Here is a 24,508-nt window from a genome sequence, read left to right on the forward strand (position 1 = left end):
CGACCTTAGCGCACGGCGAGGGGCCCGCGACCCATGACTTCCGGGCTAGAGGGCCTGGGCGGCCCCCGCCCTACGATCACAGCAACGGAATCAGCAGCAAGGCCACGATATTGATGATCTTGATCAGCGGGTTGACTGCCGGGCCCGCCGTGTCCTTGTAAGGGTCGCCCACCGTGTCCCCGGTGACCGCCGCCTTATGGGCCTCGGAGCCCTTGCCGCCGAAGTGGCCGTCCTCGATGTACTTCTTGGCGTTGTCCCAGGCGCCGCCGCCGGTGGTCATGGAGATCGCCACGAACAGGCCGGTGACGATGGTGCCGATCAGCACGCCACCCAGCGCCTGGGCCCCGGCCTCCGGTCCGCCCAGCCACTTGAAGCCGAAGATCACCACCACCGGTACCAGCACCGGCAGCAGCGAGGGCACCAGCATCTCGCGGATCGCCGAGCGGGTCAGCATGTCCACGGCCCGCGAGTAATCCGGGCGCGTGGTGCCCTCCATGATCCCGGCGATCTCGCGGAACTGCCGGCGCACTTCCTCCACCACGGCACCGGCCGCGCGGCCCACCGCTTCCATCGCCATGGCCGCAAAAAGATACGGGATCAGGCCGCCGATCAGCAGGCCAATGATCACGTAGTGATTGGACAGGTCGAAGCGCACCTCCGTGCCGCCGAAATGCAGGTTGAGGTTGTGCGTGTAGTCGGCGAACAGCACCAGGGCGGCCAGGCCGGCGGAACCGATCGCATAGCCCTTGGTCACCGCCTTGGTGGTGTTGCCCACGGCGTCCAGCGGGTCGGTGACGCCGCGCACCTCGGCCGGCAGTTCGGCCATCTCGGCGATGCCGCCGGCGTTGTCGGTGATGGGGCCGTACGCATCCAGCGCCACCACCATGCCGGTCATGCTGAGCATGGCGGTAGCCGCGATGGCGATGCCGTAGAGGCCGGCCAGGGTGTGTGCGCCCCAGATCGCCGCGCACACTGCCAGTACGGGCAGCGCGGTGGACTTCATCGACACGCCCAGCCCCGCGATGATGTTGGTCGCGTGACCGGTGGTGGACGATTGCGCGACATGTCGCACGGGTCCGTACTCGGTGGCGGTGTAGTACTCGGTGATGACCACGATGGCGCCGGTGAGCACCAGCCCGATGATCGTGCAGCCGAACAGCCGGGTCGGCCCGAACGACGAATCCGCCATCATCGACTGCGTGATCGGCCAGAACGCGATCGCTGCGAGCAGCGCCGAGACGAACACGCCGGCATACAGCGCATTCATGATCTTGCCGCCGCGGTTCTTGACGAAGAACGTGCCGATCACCGACGCCACGATCGACGCACCGCCCAGCACCAGCGGATAGAGCACGCCGGACGGCCCGACCTCGGTGGCCATCACACCGCCCAGCAGCATCGTGGCGATCAGCGTCACCGCATAGGTCTCGAAGAGATCCGCCGCCATGCCCGCGCAGTCGCCGACGTTGTCGCCCACGTTATCCGCGATCACCGCCGGGTTGCGCGGGTCGTCCTCGGGAATGCCGGCTTCCACCTTGCCGACCAGGTCCGCACCCACGTCGGCACCCTTGGTGAAGATGCCGCCGCCCAGCCGCGCGAAGATGGAGATCAGCGAGGAGCCGAAGGCAAAGCCGACCAGTGCATGCAGTGCATGCGTACGCTCGTAACCCATATGCAACAGCACGCCGTAATAGCCGGCCACGCCGAGCAGGCCCAGGCCGACCACCAGCATGCCGGTGACCGCGCCACCACGGAAGGCCACCGCCAGGGCAGAAGAAAGACCGCTACGGGCGGCCTCGGCGGTGCGTACGTTGGCGCGAACCGACACGTTCATGCCGATGTAGCCGGTCGCTCCCGAGAGCACGGCACCGAGTGCGAAACCTACCGCGGTGCCCCAGTCGAGGAAGAGGCCGATAAGAAGGAAGAGGACGATGCCGACGGCACCGATGGTGGCGTACTGGCGATTGAGGTAGGCGCGGGCGCCTTCCTGGATCGCCGCGGCGATCTCCTGCATGCGAGCGTTGCCGGGCGATTGGGCCAATACCCATCTGACCGAGAATGCGCCATACACAATCGCAACGAGCGCGCATGCCAGCGCGATCCACAAAGCGTACTGCTGCAGCATCGTAGCCTCCCCATGGTGGGAGCCCGGCAGGGCCCGGCCCGAGTATAGGCATCGGAGGCGGTGGAAGGTGTTGTGCGCTGCGCAAGGAGGGGTATGCGCTTTTTTGGCTTTGCCACGGGGAACGCGTTGATCTGAAAAACGCAGCCCACGTGTAGGCCTATGCCGCCACGTTGTGTAGGGGAAGGACTACAACCAATGCCCAGCTATGCTCACAGGCGTTGGCAAACACAGGGGCGCTGTGGCGCCATGGTGTGTATATAGCGACAGTAACGGCTCCAGGTCGTGTTGACCTCTACAAAATCGGACGCTTACAGTCCCCACCCTGAGTAATGGCTCAAGGCCAAGGGAAGAACGATGACAGGGTCCAACCAGGGGAGGGCACCTGTCGCGTGCTCGTGGGCGCGTAGGGCGTTCGGGATGTCGATGGTTCTCGCGCTGGCGCTGCCCTTCGCGGCAGGCGCACAGACCTCGGCCAAGCCTGAAGATGAGTACAAGAAGCTCATCAAGGTCAACGAGGACATCCAGCCGTTGAGCGACACGCCCTTCGGCGAGAAGATCAGCCTCTACGACGGCTCCCTGTCCTTCGCCCAGACCGATGTATCGCTGAGCGGCACAGGGCCAGCGCTGACCCTCGGCCGCACGTTTACCTTCCACGGTGTCCAGGATCGGCCCGATCTTCAGGAGCGTGCCTTCGGCGACTGGGACATCGACCTGCCGCAGATATCCACCGTCACAGCCCAGCAGAACAACGTCACGGGCTGGCAGGTTGCAGCGGGCAGCCCGGGCGCGATCTGTTCGAGCTTTGGTCCGCCGCCCAGCGTGGCCGCGCCGACCGGTGACTCCAAGCGCTCGGATTGGGAACCGGCGACCTGGTGGCAGGGCTACCAGTTGCGCATCCCCGGCCAGGGAAGCCAGGACCTGCTGGGCCGTTCCACCGCCAACACGACGACGCCGGGCGTGGCGGGCCTGACGTATCCCATCGTGACCCGTGGCAACTGGGCGGTGGGCTGCCTGGCGCATGCCGCCAATGACACCACCATCGAGGGATTCCTCGCGGTGTCGCCCGACGGCACCAAGTACTGGCTTGATCACATCGCTTATCGCTACATGCCGTCGTTGACCCGGCCGCTGGGATCGAGTTCGTTCGCCGCGCGATCGGGGTTTCATGTGTTTGCCTCGGCAGAAGATTTCATCAAGCGTCGCGAAGGCCGGATGCTGGTCACCCGCATCGAAGACCGGTTCGGCAACTCGGTGAGCTATACCTATAGCGGCGACGACGTCACGGACATTGCGGCGTCCGACGGTCGTCATGTCACCCTGACCTACGAGACAGATGCCAGCACGGGTGCCAGCAGCCATCGGGTGAGCACGATTACCGAGCAGGGTGGCGACGCAGGCAATCGGACATGGACGTACAGCTATGTGAAGTCCGCCACGAACCTGGTCTACACGCTGACCTCCGTGACGCAGCCGGATGGCAGCAGCTGGGGCTACAACCTCGATTCGTTCAATGGTGCGTGGCCGGATTCGCGTGGACGCGGGGGTACCTGTGCGGCCATCGCCGAACCCGGTAATGCGGACACACCGTATACCGCGACGGTCACCCACCCTTCGGGACTGATGGCGTCCTACACCGTCATGCCGCTCAAGCGTGGTCGCTCCTATGTGCCCCAGGAGTGCATGGCGGGCCCCAACTTGCCCGCCATTCCCAATGGCGTCAGCACCTGGGCAGCGATACCGAACGCGTCCTACGGGATGGCGATCACCCAGCGCACGCTCTCGGGCACCGGTCTGCCTGCTAATGGCCTCTCCTGGACCTACAGCTACTCGCCCGCGAATGAAAGCTGGTCCCAGGACTGCACGACGACCGCCTGCGCCACCCAGGTCTCTACCGACGTCAGCTACCCGGATGGCCACCTGGAGCGGAGCACGTTCTCCAACCGCTACGACTGGACGGAGAGCCAGCTGCTGAAGGAAGACGTCTACGACAGTGGCACCTCGTCCGCGATACGCCGCTCGACCGCCTACGCCTACGTCAATCCGACGCCGGCTCAGGACGCGCGTTCCGGCGCCTATGCCCATCCGTGGGGGTATGCACCGCAGGAACGCATCAATACGGCGCAGCTGCAGGAGCAGCTGCCCAAGGCCACGCAGCAGATCACGATGGACCCCGCGGCCAGCACCACGCCGGACGTGTATACCTGGAACGCCACCGCGTTCGACGCGTTCGCGCGTCCCCAGGACGTCACCCGCTCCAATAACTTCGGCTACAGCGTCAGCGATCGCTCCACCTACACCGATAACGCCGGGCTGTGGGTGATCGGCCTACCGGCGCAGTCGATCAATCTGAGCACGGGCGAGACGGTCAGCCAGATGCTCTACGACAGCGGCACCGCCACGCCGACCGAGCGCGACCGGTTCGGGGTGAAGGTGATGGGTTATACCTTCAGCGCACAAGGCCAACTGGCCAGCTTCACCGACGGTAACGGCAAGACCACCACACTGGGTAACTACACCCGCGGCATTCCCACCAGCATCGGCTACCCGGACGGAACGAGCCAGGCGGTGACGGTCGATGGCCTGGGTCAGATCGCGGCGATCGCCGATCAGGCGGGCGCGACCACGAGCTACGGCTACGACGCCATCGGTCGCATCGCACGCATCGACTACCCCACCGGCGACAGTACGGCGTGGGCGCCCAAGACCTATAGCTACGTCTTCTCCCCCGATGCGCGCGGCATGGGTGGCAACCACTGGGTGCGGACCACTACACAGGGCAACCTGAATCAGCGGACGGATTTTGACGTCCTGCTGCGCCCGGTCATCTCGACCCAGTCGGACGCCAACAGCGGCGCACTCGCCGTCTCCACGCGCACCGGCTACGACAATGCGGGACGCAAGAGCTTTGTGTCCTATCCGGTCGCAGGTACGCCCGACCGCGATAGCATCACCCAAGGCACGACCACGGCTTATGACGCCTTGGGGCGCCCGACCTCCAGCACCCAGTACGACCAGGACGGTAACCTCGTCACCACCACCTTGTACCTGACCGGCGGGGCACGTCAGGTGACGGATGCCAAGGGCAACGCGACGTTCACTCATTTTCAGGTGTTCGATACACCCGGGTTCGACAACGTGGTCAAAGTGGAAGCGCCTGAAGGCGTGACGCAGACGATCAGCCGCGACCTCTACGGCAACGTGCTCTCGATGACCCAGGGTGACTTGACCCGCACGATGACCTACGACGACCAGCATCGGCTGTGTCGTTCGTGGGAGCCGGAAACGGGCAGCACCATGGCGGCCTACGATGGCGCCGACAACGTGGTCTGGAGCGCGGCCGGCCAGCCGTTCAACGGTACCGGGTGCGGCTACGATCAGGTTGCCACGGCGGCCCGCACGACCAATGCCTACGATGCGATGAACCGCGTTACCTCCGTGGCTTATCCGAACGGCACGCTGGCCACGAGCTTCACCTACGACGCGCTGGGCCGGCCCGCGACGTCGACGTCGGCCACCTCGTCCAGCAATGCCAACAGCACCGGTACCGTAGGCTGGTCCTACGGTCGCAACAAGCTCGGCCTGCTCACCACGGAGGTGCTATCGGTGGATGGCTGGTCGTGGACGCTCGGCTACGGGTATGACGCCAATGGCCGCCTGGCCAGCGTGCAGTATCCCGACGGCCAGACGGTGGCGATGACGTCCAACGCTTTGGGTCAACCGACTGCAGCCGGCTCGTTCGCCAGTAGTGCGACGTATTATCCCGATGGCGTGCTGGAGGGCTTCGCGTTGGGCAATGGCGCCGCCTATTCGGCCGCCGAGAACACGCGCCTGTTGCTGTCCAGTTTCAGTTTCGGGACAGGCGCCCAGATTGCCGTCAGCGAAGGGCTGAGCTATGACGCCGTGGGCAACATCCTGTCGATTGACGACCAGACGGGATCGAAGCAGCGCACGCGGTCGATGACCTATGACGGACTGAGCCGCTTGCTGTCATCTCATGCCGAGAATCTGTGGGGCACGGAAAGCTACACCTACGACACACTGAACAACCTGCGCAGCGTGACCGACAGTAGCGGCACGAAGACCTACAACTACGACGCGAACAACCTGCTCTCGAGCATCAGCAATAACGGTGCCACGGTGCATAGCTTCACCTATGACGCTCAGGGCAACACGACGGCCAAGGACAGCCAGGCGATGACCTTCGACTTGGCCAACCGCCTGCTCTCGGTCAACGGCAAGGGCGATTACCTCTATGACGCCACGGGGCATCGTGTAAAGGCGGTCACGTCGGCGGGTACGACGTATTACGCCTACAGCAGTAGCGGTCAGCTGATGTGGGAGTACGACAACGGCTCGACCAACGGCACCAGCTACATTTACCTGGGTAAAAAGCTGGTCGCCAGCCGGAAGGCCACGACGTCGACGGTGATGGGCTATGTCGATGGCGTGACCAGCGGCGCCGACGCCGTCGTCTCGGGCTGGGCCTGTGCAAGTGGGTTGGCGGCGTCCATCGATGTGCATTTGTATGTGGGCGGCCCGTATGGCACGGGAACGGGCATAGCCATAGCGAAGGCCAATCAGGACACCGGGTCCGCCGTGCAGGAGCTATGCCACTCGAGCGGCACCAAACATCGCTACACCATCACGCTGACGGAAGAGCAACGCGTGAAATACGCTGGCCAGGCGATCTACGTCCACGGAATCTCTCCTGTTGGAGCAGACAACAATCTTCTGACCAACTCGGGCAACTTCGTTGTGCCGCCCTCCGTGCTGGCCCCTTCCTCACCCGCGTCGACGACCGCCACGGCGGCTGGCGACCTGTCGAGCATCGCGGTCAACTGGTCGGCGACAAGCAACACGACGAGCTACAAGACGGAATGCTCCACCAATGGGAGCCCCTGGGCCACGCTTTACACGGGAGCGGGAACCAGCGCGTCCTACAATGGGCCAGGCGATGCGAGCTACCAGTTCCGCACTTCGGCATGCAATGCGAACGGATGTAGCACGCCCACTGTTTCCAACACGGTTACCATCGCGCATGTTCCGTCAGTCCCGGCCAGCATCAATGCACCGGGCAGTTCGACCGGATCAGTGCCGTTGAGTTGGGCCGCTGCGACGTACGCCACCTCCTACCAGGTGGAACACAGTACTGACGGCAACTGGGCCAATGTGTGGTCTGGCACGGATACGTCCACCACGATAAACGAGAGTTCCTCGGGCAACTGGTCGTATCGTGTGCACGCCTGCAACGCGAACGGCTGCGGCGGCTACGCCAACAGCGGCCCGGTCAATGTGATGCGGACGCCAAGCGATGCACCGACCATCACGGGTGGCGGCAACAACAATACGGGCACCTACACCATTAGCTGGTCATCCGTCGGCGATGCCATCGGATACAGTCTTCTGGAGTCGGTTAACGGTGGTGGCTTCCAGCAGGTGCAGTTCAATGGGGCAACGAGCTGGTCGACCTCGGGACGCGGCACTGGGACGTATACCTATGAGGTGCAGGGCTGCAATCCGCTTTCTTGCGGGCCTTACAGCTCGACCACGACGGTGACTGTGTCCCTGGTGCCATCTGCACCGGCGGCACCGACCTTCACAACGACATACCACGGCCCGACCAAGCCCACGGTGCTGGTCAAGTGGACGGCGCAGGCATCCGCTACGCGTTACGAGCTCATGGAGAACAACACCCTGGTCTACAACGACTCGGGGCTGTCCTACAGCTCGCTGCAGCAACCCGGCGTCACGCTGACTTACAAAGTGCGCGCGTGTAACGCCGTGGGCTGCTCCGCCTACAGCCCGTCCAACAGTGTGAGCCCGTGATGGCCCGGCATAGGAACGTGATGATGGAGACTTCCACGATGTCGATCGTACGTCGATGCCTGCGGCCGGGGTCGGCGTGGCTGACAGCCTTGTTGCTTTTGATGGCGATGGTTTGCGCGAGCATGGGCGTTGCTCATGCGGCAGAGACGATCACCTATTACTACACCAGCCCACAGGGGACGGTGCTGGCGAAGGCCGATGCATCGGGAAACATTCTTAGCAATGCAGATTATCGGCCTTACGGCACGCAGGTGCTGGGTACGCCGGAGCAGGGGCCGGGGTACACGGGGCATGTGAACGATGTGGATTCGGGCTTGGTCTACATGCAGGCCCGCTACTACGATCCGGTGACGGGGCGGTTCTTGGCGACCGACCCTGCGGGGATTACAGCCGGAGACCCCTTCAGCTTCAACCGCTTCTTATATGTGCATAATAATCCCATATCCAATACCGATCCCGATGGTAGGCAGTGCGCACAGTGCTTGTATTACGGCGATAGCGTCGAGCATCAGGCGCAGACAAATACTGGCGCATCGGAAAAAGGTCTTGCCATTGTGGGTGCAGTGGGGGTCGCGGTTGCGGCTTACCCTGCGGCTGCCTATGTAGCAACGACGGCAACAGCTGTTGCTGTTGACTCCATTGCAACGGGAAGTCTCGCTGCTGGATTGACGCTCAATACGGAAGCTGTAGTCACAAGTGGCGCAATAGTCGCCGATGGAGTGGCTGGTGCAAATGGCGCACCTTCCGGATTTTCGGATGAAGCACTCGTTGCTAGAGGAGGCGCTGCAGCCAATCAAGCTGCGGAAAAAATTAACGCGGCGATAGGTCCGAGTAGAACTCCCGGAGTTACGGGATTCTCTTGCCAATGCGACGGCGGTAAGAACCTTGCCAGCTTAGGGGCATATATCCCTAACAAACAAATGGGTGTTACAACGGTAGGAGCAATTCGGTCTGCTGGAGGCGATGTAATCGCGACTCCGGGCACTGGCAATCACGTGACGCTCACGGGCCTGACTGGATCGCAGGCGAGTCCTTTGATGATGATCGAAAAAAATCCCAATCCAAGGCAATAGAAATGCTGAGATTTCAAGTCGATTTCAACGCCCGCGACGAAGATGACGCGGTGAGGCTGGCTTGGCGCAACGAGCGCCGAGCGATTGACGGCACGATTGTACCGATGAGTGAAGGAATGGAAGCTTATATCACAGATGATGAAGTGGCGGCCATCGGTCGAGTCACGCTGCGCGATGGCATTTGGGTAGTAATCGTAAGTCAGTGGTTGGGCGACGTAAGCTAGGCGAGGCCTTTCTATCGAAAAAATCGGTAAATTGGAATTTCGCTTAGTCGACATTTGTCGTGGCTCACTTCGACAACTTAGCGTACATAGATAACGATTCGCGAGTATTTACCAAAATGCAGTCGAGATGAATGCGCAGGTCGTAAAAAAATGTTCGCCGCTAGCCCTAGAAAGGAGATTGATGAAGGAAGCAACGATGGTACTGAGTGCAGCATCCTTTATTTTTGTTGTCTGCTATCTGGTCAGCAGGGCACGCCTCGCCTCACTACTGCGCACGGAGGCGCGCATCGAGGGCATCGGCATCGATGGTGTAAATGCGCAGATGAAGCTCCTTGGGGTCGTCTTCCTGGGGCGACATCTCGGCCCCGATTTTGCAGGTCGTCATCGGATGTTGCTAAAGCTAGCGCGGTGGTCTGAAGGCGTCGGCTTGCTTTTATTTCTTCTCATTTCTGCCAGCATCATGCTTGGCTATGCGGGTTGATTGCCATGCGAGACATCGTTCTCCGAGACATCGTTCTCAATGCCAAACGCGCTCGCTAATTTGCTCGACGCCCGGTTTTTGACTTCCACTCAGCGTGCAATACTGGAAGGAGCGACGTCCCGTAGAGGCGGCGGGCTCTCTTTTAGCATCCCAGACGATTTGGCGGAAGAATTTAGGGAAGCGTTCAACGACAGACTGGTGGAGGTCGGGTTCGATGACGAGTACGAGCTGAATGAGGAAGGTGGGGTCCTGGAAGATCTCATCGATCAATTTTTCGTCGGAGCGATGGACCGGTAACGTGTCCTGAAGCCTATAGGCCCACTTGCGCCAAAAACTTGAATGGCAACCTGCTTGAGGTTCAACTCCCTCTCCGAGAGGGAGTTGAACCTCCACGCGGTCGAAGCGCGTCGTCAGGCGAGCGAGATAGTGCTACGTCTCAGCGAAGCTATCGCCGCTTCCATTTGAAGTGCATGCGTCGGTTGGAGTTTCAAGTGGGAGTACGTGGATTGGTACGAAGCCAGCAGCACCCGTAGCACCCGTAGTGACGGTAGGACCAGTGATTCCTGTCGCAACACCAACACCAACACCAACACCAACACCAGCGCCAGAACAAAGGCAAAATGATAAGCCTGCGGGAGAGTGACGTCATGAGTTCAGGTGAAATTGGTTTTCTTGTTGGGGCCATTCCCGGTTTGACTCTGGTCTTTCGCAACATGCTTGCTCTTAGGCGAAGAATTGAGGAGGCTGAGAAACTTGCTAAGGAAAACGGTAGTTTCTTGGACTTCAATTACTCCGCGTCGTCCATGAAGAGTGATTTTCTGTTCCGTCCTGGGACCTTTATCAAGCCCGACGACGAAGCTGGAATATGCCATGCGAAAGAGCACTTACTGATGGTCAGGCGGCGTACGATTAAAAGGCACGTAGTGGGAGGCTTAGTGGTGATGACTGGCGCTATCTTAGGCTCGTTTTTAGAGGCGAGCTTGTGGCCTGGTGGCTGAATACCGGTTGGTGCAATGGCTTTGACGTATTGTTTGGCAAATGGATTTGCTATTGATATCGCAGCGCACGCAATACTCAGCGCGGGCTTAAGCACAGTTGAGGCAATCGGAAGCCTGTGGCCGACGCGCCCCTCAAGGTTGAACGGCTCCTGCTTCAAGTTCAACTCTCTCCTGACGAGGGAGTTGAACGCCCCAGCGGACGGAGTGCGTCGGTAGGCGGACGAGTCGGTGCTGCGTCTCAACGAAGCTCAAAACACCGCTACGTCTCCACCAACACCCAACACCCAACCCTCAACGATGCCAGTACCCACGATGCGGCGGCGGAGGCGGCCGGTGGTAGTACGCCGGATGCGCATAGTAATGATGGCGATACGGAGGCGGCGGCGGACGATGCCCACGCCAGCCATGGTCGCGATACCCATAGCGATGATCGTCGTAGCGGCGATCATGCCAGCCGTGGTTGTTACGGTACTCGCCATGGCGTCCGCGACCATGGTCGTCGTAGTGATCGCGAGCGAACACTGCCGACGTGGACAACAGAGCGAGGGCGACAAGGGCACTGCGGATCATCGTTTTCATAGCCGGTCTCCAGGACGATCGTCACACCGCGGGTCACCGCGGCCGATCGACGATTGGGATGCTAGGAAAACGACGCTGAACGCAAAGTCCTACGCTTGGAAAGGTTGGCGAAAGCGTTCATTGACGCGACAGCTAATGAACCCGCCGGTTCAGGAAATCGACCCCGGCCGGAACTCCAACGTCAGCTCTGACGGGCGTTCCGGCAGGAACAGCCCCGTACGTCGTTCAGGTGCGCGGGCGAGCACCTTGCCGCCGCGGACGACCAGCAGTCGGGCCGCCTTGAGCCGGATCGCCTCGTAGGAGTCGCCCGCCTGCAGCAGCACCATGTCGGCACGATGGCCCACGGCGATACCGTAGCCGTCCCACCCGATCACCTTCGCCGCGTTGGTCGTCACCGCGTCGAAGCACTGCGCCACGCCGCGCGTCGAGGTCATCTGCGCGACGTGCAGTCCCATGTGCGCCACCTCCAGCATGTCGCCCGAGCCCATGCCGTACCAGGGGTCCATCACGCAGTCGTGGCCGAAGGCGACATTGACGCCGGCGTCCAGCAACTCCGGCACGCGCGTCATGCCGCGCCGCCGGGGGTAGGTGTCGTGGCGGCCCTGCAGCGTGATGTTGATCAGCGGGTTGGCGATGGCGTGCACGCCGGCCTCGGCGATCAGGGGCAGCAGCTTGGACACGTAATAGTTGTCCATCGAATGCATCGAGGTGAGGTGCGAGCCGGTGACGCGCCCCTGCAGTCCGGTGCGGATCGTTTCCGCCGCCAGGTTCTCGATATGCCGCGACAGCGGATCGTCTGACTCGTCGCAATGCATGTCCACGCGCAGGCCGCGCTCGGCGGCCAGTTCGCACAGCCAGCGGATGGACGCCGCGCCGTCGGCCATGGTCCGTTCGAAATGGGGAATGCCGCCCACCACCTCCACGCCCTTGTCCAGCGCGCGTACCAGGTTCTGCTTCGCGGTCGGGGAGCGCAGCAGGCCGTCCTGCGGGAAGGCCACCAGTTCCAGATGCAGCCAGGGCGCCACGCGCCGCTTCACTTCCAGCAACGCATCGGTGGCGAGCAGGCGGTCGTCGCAGATATCCACATGGCTGCGGATGGCCAGCAGGCCCTGCGCCACCGCCATGTCGCAGTAGGCCATGGCGCGGTCCACCAGCGCCTGCTGGGTCAGGTCGGGCTTGAGCTCGCCCCACAGCGCGATTCCTTCGAGCAGCGTGCCTGAGGCGTTAAGTCGCGGCAGGCCCAGTGACAGCGTGGCATCCATGTGGAAATGCGCGTCGATGAAGGGCGGGCTGGCCAGGCGCCCGCCGGCGTCGATTTCCTCACGGCCGCTGGCGGCCAGGCCGGGCTCGATGGCCACGAAGCGGCCGCCGTCGATGCCGATATCGACATCCCGGCGGCCGTCGGGCAGCGTGGCGTGGCGGATGATCAGGTCCATGGGTGGCTCCGTGGCGATGGCGGTCATCATAACGGGCGAGGGCCTTCACACGGCTGCACGGGCCTTTTGGCACGATAACCCTCCCCATGAAGATCTCCGACAAACTCGCCATCCTCGCCGACGCCGCGAAGTACGACGCTTCGTGCTCGTCCAGCGGCGGCAAGGGCCGCAACTCGCTGAAAAGCGGCGGGATCGGTTCGACGGAAGGCATGGGTATCTGCCACGCGTATGCGCCGGACGGCCGCTGTATCTCGTTGTTGAAGATACTGATGACCAACTTCTGCGTGTACGACTGCGTGTACTGCGTCAACCGGCGCAGCAGCAACGTGCAACGCGCGCGTTTCACGGTGGAGGAGGTGGTCAACCTCACCCTGGAGTTCTACCGGCGCAACTACATCGAGGGGCTGTTCCTCTCCTCGGGCATCATCCAGTCGCCCGATTACACGATGGAGCAGCTGGTGCGCGTCGCGCGTACGCTGCGCAGCGAACACAAGTTCGGCGGCTACATCCATCTGAAGACCATCCCCGACGCGTCGCCGGAGCTGATTGACGCGGCTGGCCGCTGGGCCGATCGCCTCAGCATCAACGTGGAGATGCCGACCGAGGGTGGCCTTAAAGCCTTGGCGCCGGAGAAGCACCTGGGCGACATCCGCAGCGCGATGGGCCGCCTGCGTCTGTCCATCGACGAGGCCAAGGCCGAGAAGAAGGCGCCGCGATTCGCGCCGGCGGGTCAGAGCACGCAGATGATCGTGGGCGCCGACGACGCGAGCGATCGCGACGTGCTCTCGGCCAGCACCAACCTGTACACGAATTACCGGCTGCGCCGCGTTTACTACTCGGCATTCAGCCCCATCCCGGATGCGTCGAAGATCCTGCCGCTGAAGCCGCCGCCGCTGGTGCGCGAGCATCGCCTCTACCAGGCCGACTGGCTGATGCGTTTCTACGGCTTCGGCGCGGACGAGATTGCTCCGCCGGGCGACGACGGCATGCTCTCGCTGGACGTCGACCCGAAGCTCGCCTGGGCGCTGCGCCATCGCGAGACCTTCCCCGTGGACGTCAACCGCGCGCCCCGCGAGACGCTGCTGCGCGTGCCGGGCCTGGGCGTCAAGACGGTGGACAAGATGATCGCGATGCGCGGGCATCGGCGCATCCGCTACGACGACCTGATCCGCCTGCGCGTGCCGGTGAAGAAGGTGGCCCCCTTCGTCGAGACGGTGGATCACCGTCCGCGCGGTGATCACGAAAGCGGCGTGCTGCGACGCGACTTGCGCGAGCCGTCGCAACCGGACCTGTTCGGCTGACCATGTGGTCCGTGACGCTGGACGACCCGTCGGATTTCGACGCGTGGCGGGCGAAGGCGCGCGCGTTGCTGCTGGCCGACGTGGATCCCTCGGCCGTGGACTGGCAGGTGGGCGCGACCGGTGGTCTGTTCGGCGGTGACGATCGCCTGCCGCCGCCGGTGCGCACCGGCGTGCCCGCGGTGCCGCGCGATTTCCTCAACCTGGCCCATGCGGTGCTCGCGCATACCGATGCGCGCCGCCACGCCACGCTGTATCGCATGCTCTGGCGGCTGGCACACGGGGAGAAGGCGTTGCTGCGCATCGCCACCGACGAGGACGTAGCCTGGGCACATGCCTGCGTGAAGCAGGTCAGTCGAGATATGCACAAGATGAAGGCCTTTGTGCGGTTCCGCGAGGTGCGTCATGGCGACGACACCGTGTACGTGGCCTGGTTCGAGCCGTCGTTCGACATCGTGACGCGCGTGGCGCCGTTCTTCGTGCGTCGGTTCACCGGCATGCACTGGTCGCTGCTGACGCCGTCACGCACCGCCCACTGGAATGGCGAGACGCTCTCGTTCGGCCCGGGCGCCAACCGGTCGGACGCACCGTCCGACGATGCCCTCGAAGACCTCTGGCGCACGTATTACGCCAGCATCTTCAATCCCGCCCGGCTGAAAGTGGACGCGATGCGTCGCGAGATGCCGGTGAAGTACTGGAAAAACCTGCCGGAAGCGCGGCTCATCCCTGAACTGGTACGCGACGCGTTGCCGAGGATGCAGGCCATGGTGGACAAGCAGCCGACGATCCCGAAGAAAAAGATCACCCCCTTGCAGAAGGCGACCGCGGCCGCGCCCGAGGGAAGCCTCACGGCGTTACGCGCGCAGGCTCGCGAGTGCCGCGCCTGCGACCTGTGGAAGCCGGCCACGCAGACGGTGTTCGGCGAAGGCCCGGCGCATGCGCGCATCGTGGTGATCGGCGAGCAGCCGGGCGACCAGGAGGATCTGGCGGGCAAGCCGTTCGTCGGCCCGGCGGGGAAGCTGTTCGACCGTGCGCTAGGCGAGGCCGGCGTCGAGCGCGATCTGCTCTACGTTACTAACACGGTGAAGCATTTCAGGTTCGAGCCGCGCGGCAAGGTGCGCCTGCACAAGCGTGCCAACGCGGAGCAACAGGCGGCGTGTCGACCCTGGCTGGCGGCGGAGATCGACCGTATCCAGCCGGATGCGCTGGTGTGCCTGGGCGCGATGGCTGCGCAGTCGGTGTTTGGCGCATCGTTCCGCCTGATGGCGCAACGTGGGGAGTGGATCGACCTGCCTGACGGGCGGAAGGCCATGGCGACCGTGCATCCGTCGTACCTGCTACGCCTGCCGGATGCGGAGGCGCGGGAGGCGGGGTATGCGGATTTCGTGCGGGATCTGGGGTTGATGAGGGAGGTGTTGGGGTGAGGCGAGGCTGATCGCCGACATCGTCGGCTCCTACATGGGGCGGGTGGTCGCGGATGGATCGCCGACATCGTCGGCTCCTACACCGGGCACGTGGTTACCGGCTGTTGTAGGAGCCGACGATGTCGGCGATCCCGGCCCCTCATCGCCGATCCCGCTCCCTCATCGGCACTCCCAACCCCTCATTCCATCCTGAACTTCCGCAGCTTCTTCGGCACCGACGTGTTCCGCAGCGTCACGTACATCGGCAGGCCATCCTCGCCATACGGCGGCGGCACCTCGCCCTGGATCAACGGCGCCAGATAACGGCGCGCCGCGGCGGTGATGCCGAAGCCATCCTTCGACATGAAATTCCGCGGCATCTTCTTCTCGTGGTTGGCGATCTTGTCCAGCGGCGCCGCCTCGATCTTCCACTTGTACGGCTCGTCGGACACCCGCACGATCACCGGCATGACGGCGTTGAGGCCTTCAGCTGCGTATTCCACGGCCTTCTTGCCTACCGCGTAGGCCTGCTCCACGTCGGTCTTCGACGCGATATGCCGGGCTGACCGCTGCAGGTAATCGGGCAGGGCCCAGTGGTACTTGTAGCCCAGCTTCTCGCGCACCAGCGCCGCCAGCACCGGCGCGGCGCCGCCCAGTTGCGCGTGGCCGAAGGCGTCGCGCGCGCCGGACTCGGCCAGGAAGGTGCCTTCCTTGTTCTTTACCCCCTCCGAAACCACCACCGTGCAGTAGCCCACCTTTTCCACGGTGGCCTGCACCTTGGCCAGGAAGGTTTCCGGGTCGAACACGTTTTCCGGGAACAGGATGACGTGCGGCGCGTCGTTGGGACCGGACCCGGCCAGGCCGGCGGCCGCGGCGATCCAGCCGGCGTGCCGGCCCATCACCTCGATGATGAACACCTTGGTCGACGTGTCGGCCATGGAGGCTACATCCAGGCTGGCCTCGCGCACCGCGATGGCGGTGTACTTGGCCACGGAGCCGAAGCCCGGGCAGGTGTCGGTCACCACCAGGTCGTTGTCGATGGTTTTCGGCACGCCGATGCAGTTGACCTCGTAGCCCAGCGCCTGGCCGATCTTCGAGACCTTGTTCGCCGTGTCGGCCGAATCGTTGCCGCCGTTATAGAGGAAGGTGCGGATGTCGTGCGCCTTGAACACCTCGATCAGGCGCTCGTATTCGGCACGATTCTCTTCCAGCGACTTCAGCTTGTACCGACAGGAGCCAAACGCGCCGCCCGGGGTGTGCTTCAGCCCGGCGATGTTGGCCTTGGCCTCGCGGGTGGTATCGATCAGTTCCTCGCGCAGCGCGCCCAGGATGCCGTTGCGCGCCGCGTAGACGGGGATGCCCTTGTCCCGGGCGGTCTCGATGACGCCGGCGGCGGTGGCGTTGATGACGGCGGAGACGCCGCCCGACTGGGCGTAGAGGATTTTGCCGGCGGCCATGCTGCAGTTCCTTGGGCGTGAACGGAGCGCCGAGGGTAGCGCGATGGACGTCGTCCCCGCTTGAAGGCGCCAGGTCTGCCCGGGCTGCCCTACACCTGCGGCATGTCGTCCGTTTGACGGCGCGGCGCCCCTGCCGTTACCTTGAGACCCATTTTCTTGTGTCCGGTGGCGGGGTTACCCGCGCGCCGACGAACGGAGCATCAATGCGACTCGTGCTATTCGGCGCCCCCGGTTCCGGGAAAGGTACCCAGGCCACCCGCCTCAAGGAACGCCTCGGCGTTCCCCACATCTCCACCGGCGACCTGCTGCGTGGCGAGATCAAGGCCGGCACGGAACTCGGATTGAAAGCCAAGGGCCTGATGGACGCCGGACACCTGCTGCCCGACGACATCATGCTCGGCATCATCGAGCACCGCCTGGGCGAGCCGGATGCCCGGCCAGGCTTCATCCTCGACGGCTACCCGCGCAACCTGGCCCAGGCCGACGCGCTGGATACCGTGCTGGCCCGCATCGGCCAGCCGCTGGACGTGGTGGTCAAGCTGGAGGTGCCCGACGCCGCCATCGTCGATCGCTGCGAGGTCCGCTTCGAGAAGGAAGGCCGCCCGGACGACAACCCGGACACGGTGAAGAAGCGCTTGGGCATCTACGCCGACCAGACGGCTCCCGTGGCCGACTTCTACAAGCAGCGAGGCAAGCTGAAGGTGGTCGACGGCGTGGGCGAGCTCGACGAAGTCACCCAGCGCGTGCTGGACGTCCTGCCCGGTGGCGTCAAGGCCGCCAGCGCCTGATCCACTCCAGGCCCGCCCTCCTGGCGGGCCTTCCGACGAGCCCCCTATGCGCGTCCATATCCTCGGTATCTGCGGCACCTTCATGGGCGGCGTCGCCGCGCTCGCGCGTGAGCTCGGCCTGACCGTCGAGGGATCCGACGCCAATGTCTACCCGCCGATGAGCACGCAGCTGGAAGCGCTCGGCATCGGCCTGATGCAGGGTTACCAGGCGGCGCACCTGCAGCCCGCGCCCGACCTGGTCGTGGTCGGCAACGCCATGACCCGCGGCAATCCGGCGGTGGAATACATGCTGGACGCGGGCCTGCGTTACATCTCGGGCCCCCAGTGGCTGGGCGAGACCCTGCTCGGCGGCCGCGAGGTGCTGGCGGTGGCCGGGACGCACGGCAAGACCACCACCACCAGCCTGCTGGCCCACCTGCTGGAAGTCGCCGGCCAGTCGCCAGGCTTCCTGATCGGCGGCGTGCCGGGCAATTTCGACGTGTCCGCCCGCCGCGGCACCGGTAAGCCCTTCGTCATCGAAGCCGACGAATACGATTCGGCCTTCTTCGACAAGCGCTCCAAGTTCGTCCACTACCGGCCGCGCATCGCCATCCTCAACAACCTGGAATACGACCACGCGGACATCTTCCCCGACGTGGCCGCCATCCAGCGGCAGTTCCACCATCTGGTCCGTACCGTGCCGTCCAACGGTCGCCTGATCGTCAACGCCGAGGACGCCTACCTGGCGGAAGTGCTGGCGATGGGCGCATGGACCCCGGTGGAGACCTTCGGCATCGACGCGGGCCACTGGCGTGCCGAGCTGCTGTCGGCGGATGGGTCGCACTTCCGCGTGCGCCGTGGCGACGACGTACTGGGCGAGGTGCGCTGGGGCTCGCTGGGACGACACAACGTCATGAATGCGCTGGCGGCCCTGGCGGCCGCCAGCGCGGCCGGAGCCGATCCCGTGGCGCTGCTGCCGGCGTTCGCCGGTTTCGCCAGCGCCCGGCGTCGCATGGAGCGGATCGGCCAGGCACGCGACATCACCGTCTACGACGATTTCGCCCACCATCCCACGGCCATCGCCACCACGCTGGCGGGACTGCGGGCCAGCGTCGGCACGGCGCGCATCGTGGTCGCGCTGGAGCCGCGTTCCAACTCGATGCGGCTGGGTGCACACGCCGATGCGCTGGCGCCGTCACTGGCCGATGCCGACCGCGTGGTGTTCCTGCACCGGCCCGAGCTCCCGTGGGACGCGGGCAAGGTGGTCGATGCGCTCGACGGTCGCGGCGCCACGGTGCCGGGCGTGGATGCGCTGATCGATGCCCTGGTGGCGGACGCGCGGCCCGGCGACCAGGTGATCTTCATGTCCAACGGCGGCTTCGAGGGTGCGCCCCGGCGCTTCTTCAACGCGCTGGACGCAGGGTAGACTCGACGGCATGGCCGCCACCACGCCCGCAATGGACCTCCCGCTGTTCCCCCTGTCGAACGTCCTGTTCCCGGGCGGCCAGCTGCAGCTGCGCATCTTCGAACCGCGCTATGTCGACCTGGTGCGCGAATGCGCGCGTACCGGCCGCGCCTTCGGCGTCTGCCTGATCCTCGACGGCCGCGAGGCGGGGCAGCCCGCCGTGCCCGCCGCGGTCGGCACCCTGGCCACCATCACCGATTTCCACTCCCGCGAGGACGGCCTGCTCGGCATCGTCGCGGAAGGTGGGCAGCGTTTCCGGGTCACCCGTACGCGCGTGCGGGCGGATGGCCAGATGCGCGGCGACCTCGCGCCCTGGGCAGACGAACCGTTGCTGCCGCTGCCGGCGGAGTTCGGCCTGCTCGGCACCATTCTGGAACGCCTGGCCGAACAGATGCAGCCACCGTGGCGGCACGAGATTGGCACGCGGGGCGACGACGCCAGCTGGGTCGGCTTCCGGCTGTCCGAGTTGCTGCCGCTGGATGCCAACGAGTGTCAGCACATGCTCGAACTGGACGATCCGCTACAGCGCCTTGCCGAGTTGCGTGACATCCTGCCGCGCTTCCAGCGCGCCTGAGGGCTGTGGCCATGACATCGCTCAAGGGCAAGACCTTGTTCATCACCGGTGCCTCGCGCGGCATCGGCTTGGCGATCGCCCTCCGCGCCGCGCGTGACGGCGCCAACATCGTCATCGCGGCCAAGAGCGGCGTAGCCAACCCGAAGCTGCCCGGCACCATCCATACGGCGGCTGCCGCGATCGAGGCCGAGGGCGGCGTGGCCTTGCCGCTGAAGGTGGATATCCGCGAGGAAGCGGAAGTGCGCATGGCGGCGGCTACGGCGGCCGAACGCTTCGGCGGCATCGACATCGTAGTCAACAATGCCAGCGCCATCTGGCTGAAGGGCGTGCCGGACACGCCGATGAAGCGCTTCGACCTGATGCACCAGGTCAACACGCGCGGCACCTTCCTGGTGACGCAGGCCTGCCTGCCGTACCTCAAGGACGCCGCCAATCCGCACGTGCTGATGCTGTCGCCGCCGCCCACCCTCGATCCCGCCTGGTACACGCCGCATACCGCCTACACCATCGCCAAGATGGGCATGAGCCTGTGCGTGCTGGGCATGGCGCCGGAGTTCGCGCCGCTGGGCATCGCGGTGAACGCGCTGTGGCCGCGGACGGTGATCGCTACCGCCGCCATCGCCATGATCGAGGGCGTGCGCACGGAACACTGCCGCACCCCGGCCATCGTCGCGGATGCCGCGCACGCCATCCTTACCCGCCCCGCGCGCGACTACACCGGGCATTTCGCCATCGACGAGGACATCCTGCGCGAGCAGGGGGTTACCGATTTCGAGTGTTACGCCGTGTCGCCGGGCCAGCCGCTGTTGCCGGACCTGTTCCTCTAGGCGGCCGGCGCGCGGTTTCCTGCGAAGCACAGGCCTGCGCAGCGGCGTAGACCGGCCCTGCCAGTCTCGCTAGGATGCATGTTCCACGGATCGATGTCGGACCGCAGAGCGTACCGTGCGATTCCATCCGTTCCAGTATGGGTTCCGGCGCTGCGGCCGGGTCCGGGAGTTCGTTTCATGTCGTCGCATCCTGTCGATTCCTCCGATCTCATCGGCCTCGGCAAGCGTTACTGGCTGTCCGTCTACCGTCCCCGCGACGTGGTGCTCGACCACGGCAAGGGTGCTCGCGTCTGGGATACGGAAGGCCGTGATTACCTCGACTTCGGCGCCGGCATCGCCGTCAACGCCCTCGGTCACCAGGACCCCGATCTCGTCGCCGCGCTGACCACCCAGGCCGGCAAGCTGTGGCATGCGAGCAACGTGTTCTGGACCGAGCCGCCGCTACGCCTCGCCGAGGAACTGATCGCCCACGCACCCTTCGCCGAGCGCGTGTTCCTGTGCAATTCGGGCACCGAGGCCAACGAGGCCGCGATCAAGCTGGTACGCAAGTGGGCCACCTCCAAGGGGCGGCCGCCGGAAGAGCGTGTCATCGTCACCTTCAAGGGCTCGTTCCACGGGCGCACCCTGGCCTCGGTGACGGCCACGGCCCAGCCGAAGTACCAGGAAGGCTACGAGCCACTGCCCGGCGGCTTCCGTTATGTCGCCTTCAACGACGTGCCCGCGCTGGAAGAAGCGTTCGCCCAGGGTGGCGTGTCGGCGGTCATGCTGGAGCCGGTGCAGGGCGAGGGCGGTGTGATGCCGGCCGAGCCGGGCTTCCTTAAGGCCGTGCGCGAACTCTGCGACAAGCACGACGCCTTGCTGGTGCTGGATGAAATCCAGTCGGGCATGGGCCGCACGGGCACGTTGTTCGCCCACGCGCACGACCACGTCACCCCGGACATCGTCACGCTGGCCAAGGCCCTGGGTGCCGGCTTCCCGATCGGCGCCATGCTGGCCGGGCCGAAGGTCGCCGACATCATGCAGTTCGGTGCGCACGGCACTACGTTCGGCGGCAACCCCATGGCCGCGGCCGTGGCGCGCGTGGCCCTGCGCAAGCTGGCCTCGCCCGCCGTGCTGCTGAACGTGGAACGCCAGGGCAACGACATCCGCGCGGGGCTGAACAAGCTCAACCACGATCTTCAGCTGTTCGCGGAGATCCGCGGGCGCGGGCTGATGCTGGGTGCGGTGCTGGCCGAGGCCTACAAGGGCCGGGCCGGCGAGATCCTCGACCTGGCGGCCGCTCATGGCCTGCTGATCCTGCAGGCCGGGCCGGACGTGCTGCGCATCGTGCCGCCGCTGACCCTTACCGACGAGGAAACCGCCGAAGGCCTGCAGCGCCTCGGCGAGGCACTGCGGGCCTTCGCGACGATGTCGCAGGTGGCCTGATCCATAAAGCGCCGCGGCGGCGTTACAGCGAGGCGAACACCTCGCCCGCCGCGGCCACGGTGGCGGCGATCACATCGTCGTCGTGTGCGCTCGATATGAAGCCGGCTTCGAAGGCCGAGGGCGCCAGGTACACGCCACGCTCCAGCATGCCGTGGAAGAACCGGTTGAAGGCGTCCACATCCGCCGTGGTGGCCTGGGTATAGCTCTCCACCGTTTCGCCGGTGAAGAACAGCCCGAACATGCCGCCCACGCGATTGACGCTGAACGGCACGCCGGCGCGTCCGGCGGCGGCGAGGATGCCGTCGGTGAGCTTCACCGTGCGGTCGGCCAATGCCTCGTGGAACCCCGGCGCCTGGATCAGTTCCAGCATCGCCAGGCCGGCGGCCATGGCCACGGGATTGCCCGATAGCGTGCCCGCCTGGTAGATCGGGCCGGCGGGCGCGATCTGCTCCATCAGGTCGCGGCGGCCACCGTAGGCACCCACGGGCATGCCACCCCCGATGATCTTGCCGAAGCACGTCAGGTCCGGGGTGATCCCGTAATGGGCCTGCGCGCCGCCCAGCGCCACGCGGAACCCGGTCATCACCTCGTCGAAGATCAGCAGCACGCCGTGCTCGGTGCACAGGTCGCGCAGGGCCTGCAGGTAGCCCTCCTTCGGCGGGATGCAGTTCATGTTGCCGGCCACGGGCTCGATGATCAGGCCGGCGATCTCCTTGCCTTCCTGGGTGAACAACAGGCGTGCGGCGTCGATGTCGTTATAGGGCAGGGTAAGCGTTAGGTCGGCGGCGGCCTTGGGCACGCCGGGCGAGGTGGGTACGCCGAAGGTCAGTGCGCCGGAGCCGGCCTTCACCAGGAAGCTGTCGCCGTGGCCGTGGTAGCAGCCTTCGAACTTCACGATCTTGGAGCGGCCGGTGGCGCCGCGGGCGAGGCGAATCGCCGACATCGTGGCTTCGGTGCCCGAGTTGACCATCCGCACCATGTCGATCGACGGCACCAGCGAGACGATGGTTTCCGCCATCGTGACCTCGGCGGGGCAGGGCGTGCCGAACGACAGCCCGTTCTTCACCGCCCGCTCGACCGCCTCGCGTACGGCGGGGTGGTTATGACCGACCACCATCGGGCCCCAGGAGCCGACGTAGTCGATGTAGCGCTTGCCCTCCACGTCCCACAGGAAGGGGCCATCCGCCCGCGCGGTGAAGAACGGCTCGCCGCCGACCGACTTGAAGGCACGCACCGGCGAGTTCACGCCACCGGGCAGCAGGGCGCGGGCGCGGGCGAAGAGTTCCTGGTTGCTGGTCATCGAAGGATTCCGGGGTGGGGGTCGAACAGCCCGGCGAACTGCCGCGCGGCTGTCTGGATGTCGTCGGCTGCGAAGATGGCGGAAACCACGGCGATGTAATCGGCACCGGCCTCGAGCAGCACCCTGCCATTGTCGGGGGTGATGCCGCCGACCGCCACGACCGGAAGGCCCAGGCGGGCCACCTGCGTCAACACGTCGTGGGAGGCCACAGGGGCGTGTGGTTTGGTCGTCGAGGGATACATCGCGCCGAAGGCGAGGTAGTCCGCGCCCTCTGCCGCCAGCTGCTGCGCCCGTTCGAGCGAGCCGTAGCAGGACACGCCGATGATCGCGTCGGGACCCAGCACGGCGCGTGCCTCGGCGATCGACACGTCCTCGCGGCCCAGGTGCACGCCACCGCCCGTGGCCAGGGCCAGCGGCACGTCGTCGTTGACGATGAAAGGCACGTCGTGGTGCGCGCAGAGGCGCGAGATCTCGTCCGCCTCGATCCGGCGCCGGTCGGCGTCCGTGGTCTTGTCGCGGTACTGGAGCATGCGGACCCCGCCGGCCAGAGCCGCTTCCACGGCGGCGAACAGGTCGTCCCGCGGGCCGTCGGTGATGGCGTACACGCCTTTGCCGTCAGGGCGGCGTCGGATCAGGGTGGTCATGGGGCATTTCCTTGGGAGGGGCGGGTCACGCTACCGTCATCGCGCGGGGAATGACAGAATGGACGACTTCTCCGTAAGACGACACGACGCACGCCATGAGCCAGAACAGCCCCATCAACACGCGCAAATGGATGTGTGTCGTTTGCGGTTTCATCTACGACGAGGCCGTGGGCCTGCCGGACGAGGGCATCGAGCCGGGCACGTCCTGGGATGATATCCCCGATACCTGGACGTGCCCGGACTGCGGCGTCACCAAGGACGACTTCGAGATGGTCGAGGTCTGAGCCGTACGGCGGACTCTTGCCAGAGGGCGAGTAGGGGCTGACATCGTTATGCCCCAAACCCGTCGGCAATAAGGCAGGACCACCTGCTTTATTGGCTCCACGGCACGCGCAACGCGTGCTCCCCGTGGAGGACACACCATGCAGCGTTTCATACCCTTCGAAGACCAGTGGGACGAACTGGCGTCGCTGGATCCGTCCCGCCTGATGCCCTATCGCGTCGACGTGCCCTGCGAGCGCCTGCTGTCCAGCGCTCAGCGCACCGTACCCGGGTCACCGTCGATGGCCAGCGTATCGCCCAGCGTCAGCCCCAGCTTGCCCGCGG

21 protein-coding genes (1 of these 21 running past the window's edge) are annotated in these 24,508 nt (G+C 65.0%); 13 read left to right on the plus strand and 8 right to left on the minus strand.

The window, feature by feature from the left end; translation table 11 throughout:
* Positions 1–76 precede the first annotated feature (76 nt).
* Positions 77–2,125, minus strand: coding sequence for a sodium-translocating pyrophosphatase (locus FA89_RS07015; RefSeq protein ID WP_036139549.1), 2,049 nt, complete (start codon positions 2,123–2,125; stop codon positions 77–79).
* 417 nt (positions 2,126–2,542) lie between these two features.
* On the opposite strand from FA89_RS07015, the gene FA89_RS07020 reads away from it, so the two are divergent.
* The 4 genes from FA89_RS07020 to FA89_RS07030 all read left to right on the plus strand — a co-directional run bounded on the left by FA89_RS07020 (position 2,543) and on the right by FA89_RS07030 (position 9,729).
* Entirely contained in the window at positions 2,543–7,951 is a 5,409-nt protein-coding gene (locus FA89_RS07020) for a hypothetical protein (protein ID WP_036139550.1), read from the plus strand.
* A 38-nt stretch (positions 7,952–7,989) separates the two neighbouring features.
* Positions 7,990–9,024, plus strand: coding sequence for an RHS repeat-associated core domain-containing protein (locus FA89_RS19570; protein WP_185754263.1), 1,035 nt, complete (start codon positions 7,990–7,992; stop codon positions 9,022–9,024).
* A gap of 2 nt (positions 9,025–9,026) precedes the next feature.
* Complete coding sequence (locus tag FA89_RS07025; RefSeq protein ID WP_036139551.1) at positions 9,027–9,248, plus strand: hypothetical protein; 222 nt, start codon at positions 9,027–9,029, stop codon at positions 9,246–9,248.
* A gap of 181 nt (positions 9,249–9,429) precedes the next feature.
* Positions 9,430–9,729, plus strand: coding sequence for a hypothetical protein (locus FA89_RS07030; RefSeq protein ID WP_185754264.1), 300 nt, complete (start codon positions 9,430–9,432; stop codon positions 9,727–9,729).
* Between the two features lie 36 nt (positions 9,730–9,765).
* Here FA89_RS07030 and FA89_RS20460 read toward each other — a convergent pair whose 3' ends face one another.
* Entirely contained in the window at positions 9,766–9,999 is a 234-nt protein-coding gene (locus FA89_RS20460; protein ID WP_221174284.1) for a hypothetical protein, read from the minus strand.
* A 377-nt stretch (positions 10,000–10,376) separates the two neighbouring features.
* On the opposite strand from FA89_RS20460, the gene FA89_RS07040 reads away from it, so the two are divergent.
* Positions 10,377–10,727: a hypothetical protein gene (locus FA89_RS07040; RefSeq protein WP_185754265.1), complete on the plus strand. Its 351-nt coding sequence runs from the start codon at positions 10,377–10,379 to the stop codon at positions 10,725–10,727.
* A gap of 291 nt (positions 10,728–11,018) precedes the next feature.
* On the opposite strand, the gene FA89_RS07045 is transcribed toward FA89_RS07040, so the two are convergent.
* Together FA89_RS07045 and FA89_RS07050 are read right to left on the minus strand one after the other, a co-directional pair.
* A complete protein-coding gene (locus tag FA89_RS07045; RefSeq protein WP_185754266.1) occupies positions 11,019–11,306 on the minus strand; it encodes a hypothetical protein in 288 nt (95 codons plus the stop codon).
* Between the two features lie 149 nt (positions 11,307–11,455).
* Positions 11,456–12,742 carry an amidohydrolase family protein gene (locus FA89_RS07050; RefSeq protein ID WP_036143836.1) on the minus strand — a complete coding sequence of 429 codons (1,287 nt, stop codon included), beginning with the start codon at positions 12,740–12,742 and terminating at the stop codon, positions 11,456–11,458.
* A gap of 86 nt (positions 12,743–12,828) precedes the next feature.
* Here FA89_RS07050 and FA89_RS07055 point away from each other — a divergent pair, with 86 nt between their 5' ends.
* The gene (locus tag FA89_RS07055) at positions 12,829–14,043 is read left to right on the plus strand and encodes a putative DNA modification/repair radical SAM protein (RefSeq protein ID WP_036139561.1); all 1,215 of its coding nucleotides are present in this window, start codon (positions 12,829–12,831) and stop codon (positions 14,041–14,043) included.
* A 2-nt stretch (positions 14,044–14,045) separates the two neighbouring features.
* Positions 14,046–15,464 (plus strand): UdgX family uracil-DNA binding protein, encoded by a 1,419-nt coding sequence (locus FA89_RS07060; protein WP_036139564.1) that lies wholly within the window; start codon positions 14,046–14,048, stop codon positions 15,462–15,464.
* Between the two features lie 179 nt (positions 15,465–15,643).
* Here FA89_RS07060 and FA89_RS07065 read toward each other — a convergent pair whose 3' ends face one another.
* The gene (locus tag FA89_RS07065; protein WP_036139566.1) at positions 15,644–16,900 is read right to left on the minus strand and encodes a 6-phosphofructokinase; all 1,257 of its coding nucleotides are present in this window, start codon (positions 16,898–16,900) and stop codon (positions 15,644–15,646) included.
* Positions 16,901–17,103: 203 nt separating this feature from the next.
* Here FA89_RS07065 and FA89_RS07070 point away from each other — a divergent pair, with 203 nt between their 5' ends.
* The 5 genes from FA89_RS07070 (at position 17,104) to FA89_RS07090 (ending at position 21,958) form a co-directional block, all read left to right on the plus strand.
* Positions 17,104–17,688 carry an adenylate kinase gene (locus tag FA89_RS07070; RefSeq protein WP_036139569.1) on the plus strand — a complete coding sequence of 195 codons (585 nt, stop codon included), beginning with the start codon at positions 17,104–17,106 and terminating at the stop codon, positions 17,686–17,688.
* A gap of 46 nt (positions 17,689–17,734) precedes the next feature.
* Positions 17,735–19,093, plus strand: coding sequence for a UDP-N-acetylmuramate:L-alanyl-gamma-D-glutamyl-meso-diaminopimelate ligase (mpl, locus tag FA89_RS07075; protein WP_036139571.1), 1,359 nt, complete (start codon positions 17,735–17,737; stop codon positions 19,091–19,093).
* Between the two features lie 10 nt (positions 19,094–19,103).
* Positions 19,104–19,706, plus strand: coding sequence for an LON peptidase substrate-binding domain-containing protein (locus tag FA89_RS07080; protein ID WP_036139574.1), 603 nt, complete (start codon positions 19,104–19,106; stop codon positions 19,704–19,706).
* Positions 19,707–19,717: 11 nt separating this feature from the next.
* Positions 19,718–20,533, plus strand: a complete 816-nt coding sequence (locus FA89_RS07085; protein ID WP_036139576.1) for an SDR family oxidoreductase — start codon at positions 19,718–19,720, stop codon at positions 20,531–20,533.
* Between the two features lie 177 nt (positions 20,534–20,710).
* Entirely contained in the window at positions 20,711–21,958 is a 1,248-nt protein-coding gene (locus tag FA89_RS07090) for an acetylornithine/succinylornithine family transaminase (protein ID WP_036139579.1), read from the plus strand.
* Positions 21,959–21,980: 22 nt separating this feature from the next.
* On the opposite strand, the gene hemL is transcribed toward FA89_RS07090, so the two are convergent.
* Together hemL and thiE are read right to left on the minus strand one after the other, a co-directional pair.
* Positions 21,981–23,258 (minus strand): glutamate-1-semialdehyde 2,1-aminomutase, encoded by a 1,278-nt coding sequence (hemL, locus tag FA89_RS07095; RefSeq protein WP_036139582.1) that lies wholly within the window; start codon positions 23,256–23,258, stop codon positions 21,981–21,983.
* A complete protein-coding gene (gene thiE, locus FA89_RS07100) occupies positions 23,255–23,902 on the minus strand; it encodes a thiamine phosphate synthase (RefSeq protein WP_036139584.1) in 648 nt (215 codons plus the stop codon). Before thiE ends, hemL begins: the two co-directional genes overlap by 4 nt.
* A gap of 95 nt (positions 23,903–23,997) precedes the next feature.
* Between thiE and FA89_RS07105 the strand changes: the two genes are divergently transcribed.
* Positions 23,998–24,186: a rubredoxin gene (locus tag FA89_RS07105; RefSeq protein ID WP_036139585.1), complete on the plus strand. Its 189-nt coding sequence runs from the start codon at positions 23,998–24,000 to the stop codon at positions 24,184–24,186.
* A gap of 251 nt (positions 24,187–24,437) precedes the next feature.
* Here FA89_RS07105 and FA89_RS07110 read toward each other — a convergent pair whose 3' ends face one another.
* Positions 24,438–24,508, minus strand: partial view of a DUF192 domain-containing protein gene (locus FA89_RS07110; protein WP_036139588.1) — the end only. The gene runs 376 nt beyond the window's last position; only the last 71 of its 447 coding nucleotides appear in the window; its start codon lies off the right edge, out of view; it ends in the stop codon at positions 24,438–24,440.

It is taken from the genome of Luteibacter sp. 9135, assembly GCF_000745005.1.
In the GTDB taxonomy this organism is placed as follows: domain Bacteria; phylum Pseudomonadota; class Gammaproteobacteria; order Xanthomonadales; family Rhodanobacteraceae; genus Luteibacter.

Bases quoted from the DNA above. Each gene is read 5' to 3' on its own strand.
- FA89_RS19570 (WP_185754263.1), top strand. From the start codon at position 7,990: ATGTCGATCGTACGTCGATGCCTGCGGCCGGGGTCGGCGTGGCTGACA.
- FA89_RS07045 (WP_185754266.1), bottom strand. From the start codon at position 11,306: ATGAAAACGATGATCCGCAGTGCCCTTGTCGCCCTCGCTCTGTTGTCC.
- FA89_RS07065 (WP_036139566.1), bottom strand. From the start codon at position 16,900: ATGGCCGCCGGCAAAATCCTCTACGCCCAGTCGGGCGGCGTCTCCGCC.
- FA89_RS07050 (WP_036143836.1), bottom strand. From the start codon at position 12,742: ATGGACCTGATCATCCGCCACGCCACGCTGCCCGACGGCCGCCGGGAT.
- mpl (WP_036139571.1), top strand. From the start codon at position 17,735: ATGCGCGTCCATATCCTCGGTATCTGCGGCACCTTCATGGGCGGCGTC.
- FA89_RS07070 (WP_036139569.1), top strand. From the start codon at position 17,104: ATGCGACTCGTGCTATTCGGCGCCCCCGGTTCCGGGAAAGGTACCCAG.
- FA89_RS07090 (WP_036139579.1), top strand. From the start codon at position 20,711: ATGTCGTCGCATCCTGTCGATTCCTCCGATCTCATCGGCCTCGGCAAG.
- FA89_RS07060 (WP_036139564.1), top strand. From the start codon at position 14,046: ATGTGGTCCGTGACGCTGGACGACCCGTCGGATTTCGACGCGTGGCGG.
- FA89_RS07040 (WP_185754265.1), top strand. From the start codon at position 10,377: ATGAGTTCAGGTGAAATTGGTTTTCTTGTTGGGGCCATTCCCGGTTTG.
- FA89_RS07055 (WP_036139561.1), top strand. From the start codon at position 12,829: ATGAAGATCTCCGACAAACTCGCCATCCTCGCCGACGCCGCGAAGTAC.
- FA89_RS07030 (WP_185754264.1), top strand. From the start codon at position 9,430: ATGAAGGAAGCAACGATGGTACTGAGTGCAGCATCCTTTATTTTTGTT.
- hemL (WP_036139582.1), bottom strand. From the start codon at position 23,258: ATGACCAGCAACCAGGAACTCTTCGCCCGCGCCCGCGCCCTGCTGCCC.
- FA89_RS07085 (WP_036139576.1), top strand. From the start codon at position 19,718: ATGACATCGCTCAAGGGCAAGACCTTGTTCATCACCGGTGCCTCGCGC.
- FA89_RS07105 (WP_036139585.1), top strand. From the start codon at position 23,998: ATGAGCCAGAACAGCCCCATCAACACGCGCAAATGGATGTGTGTCGTT.
- FA89_RS07015 (WP_036139549.1), bottom strand. From the start codon at position 2,125: ATGCTGCAGCAGTACGCTTTGTGGATCGCGCTGGCATGCGCGCTCGTT.
- FA89_RS07020 (WP_036139550.1), top strand. From the start codon at position 2,543: ATGTCGATGGTTCTCGCGCTGGCGCTGCCCTTCGCGGCAGGCGCACAG.
- FA89_RS07080 (WP_036139574.1), top strand. From the start codon at position 19,104: ATGGCCGCCACCACGCCCGCAATGGACCTCCCGCTGTTCCCCCTGTCG.
- thiE (WP_036139584.1), bottom strand. From the start codon at position 23,902: ATGACCACCCTGATCCGACGCCGCCCTGACGGCAAAGGCGTGTACGCC.
- FA89_RS07025 (WP_036139551.1), top strand. From the start codon at position 9,027: ATGCTGAGATTTCAAGTCGATTTCAACGCCCGCGACGAAGATGACGCG.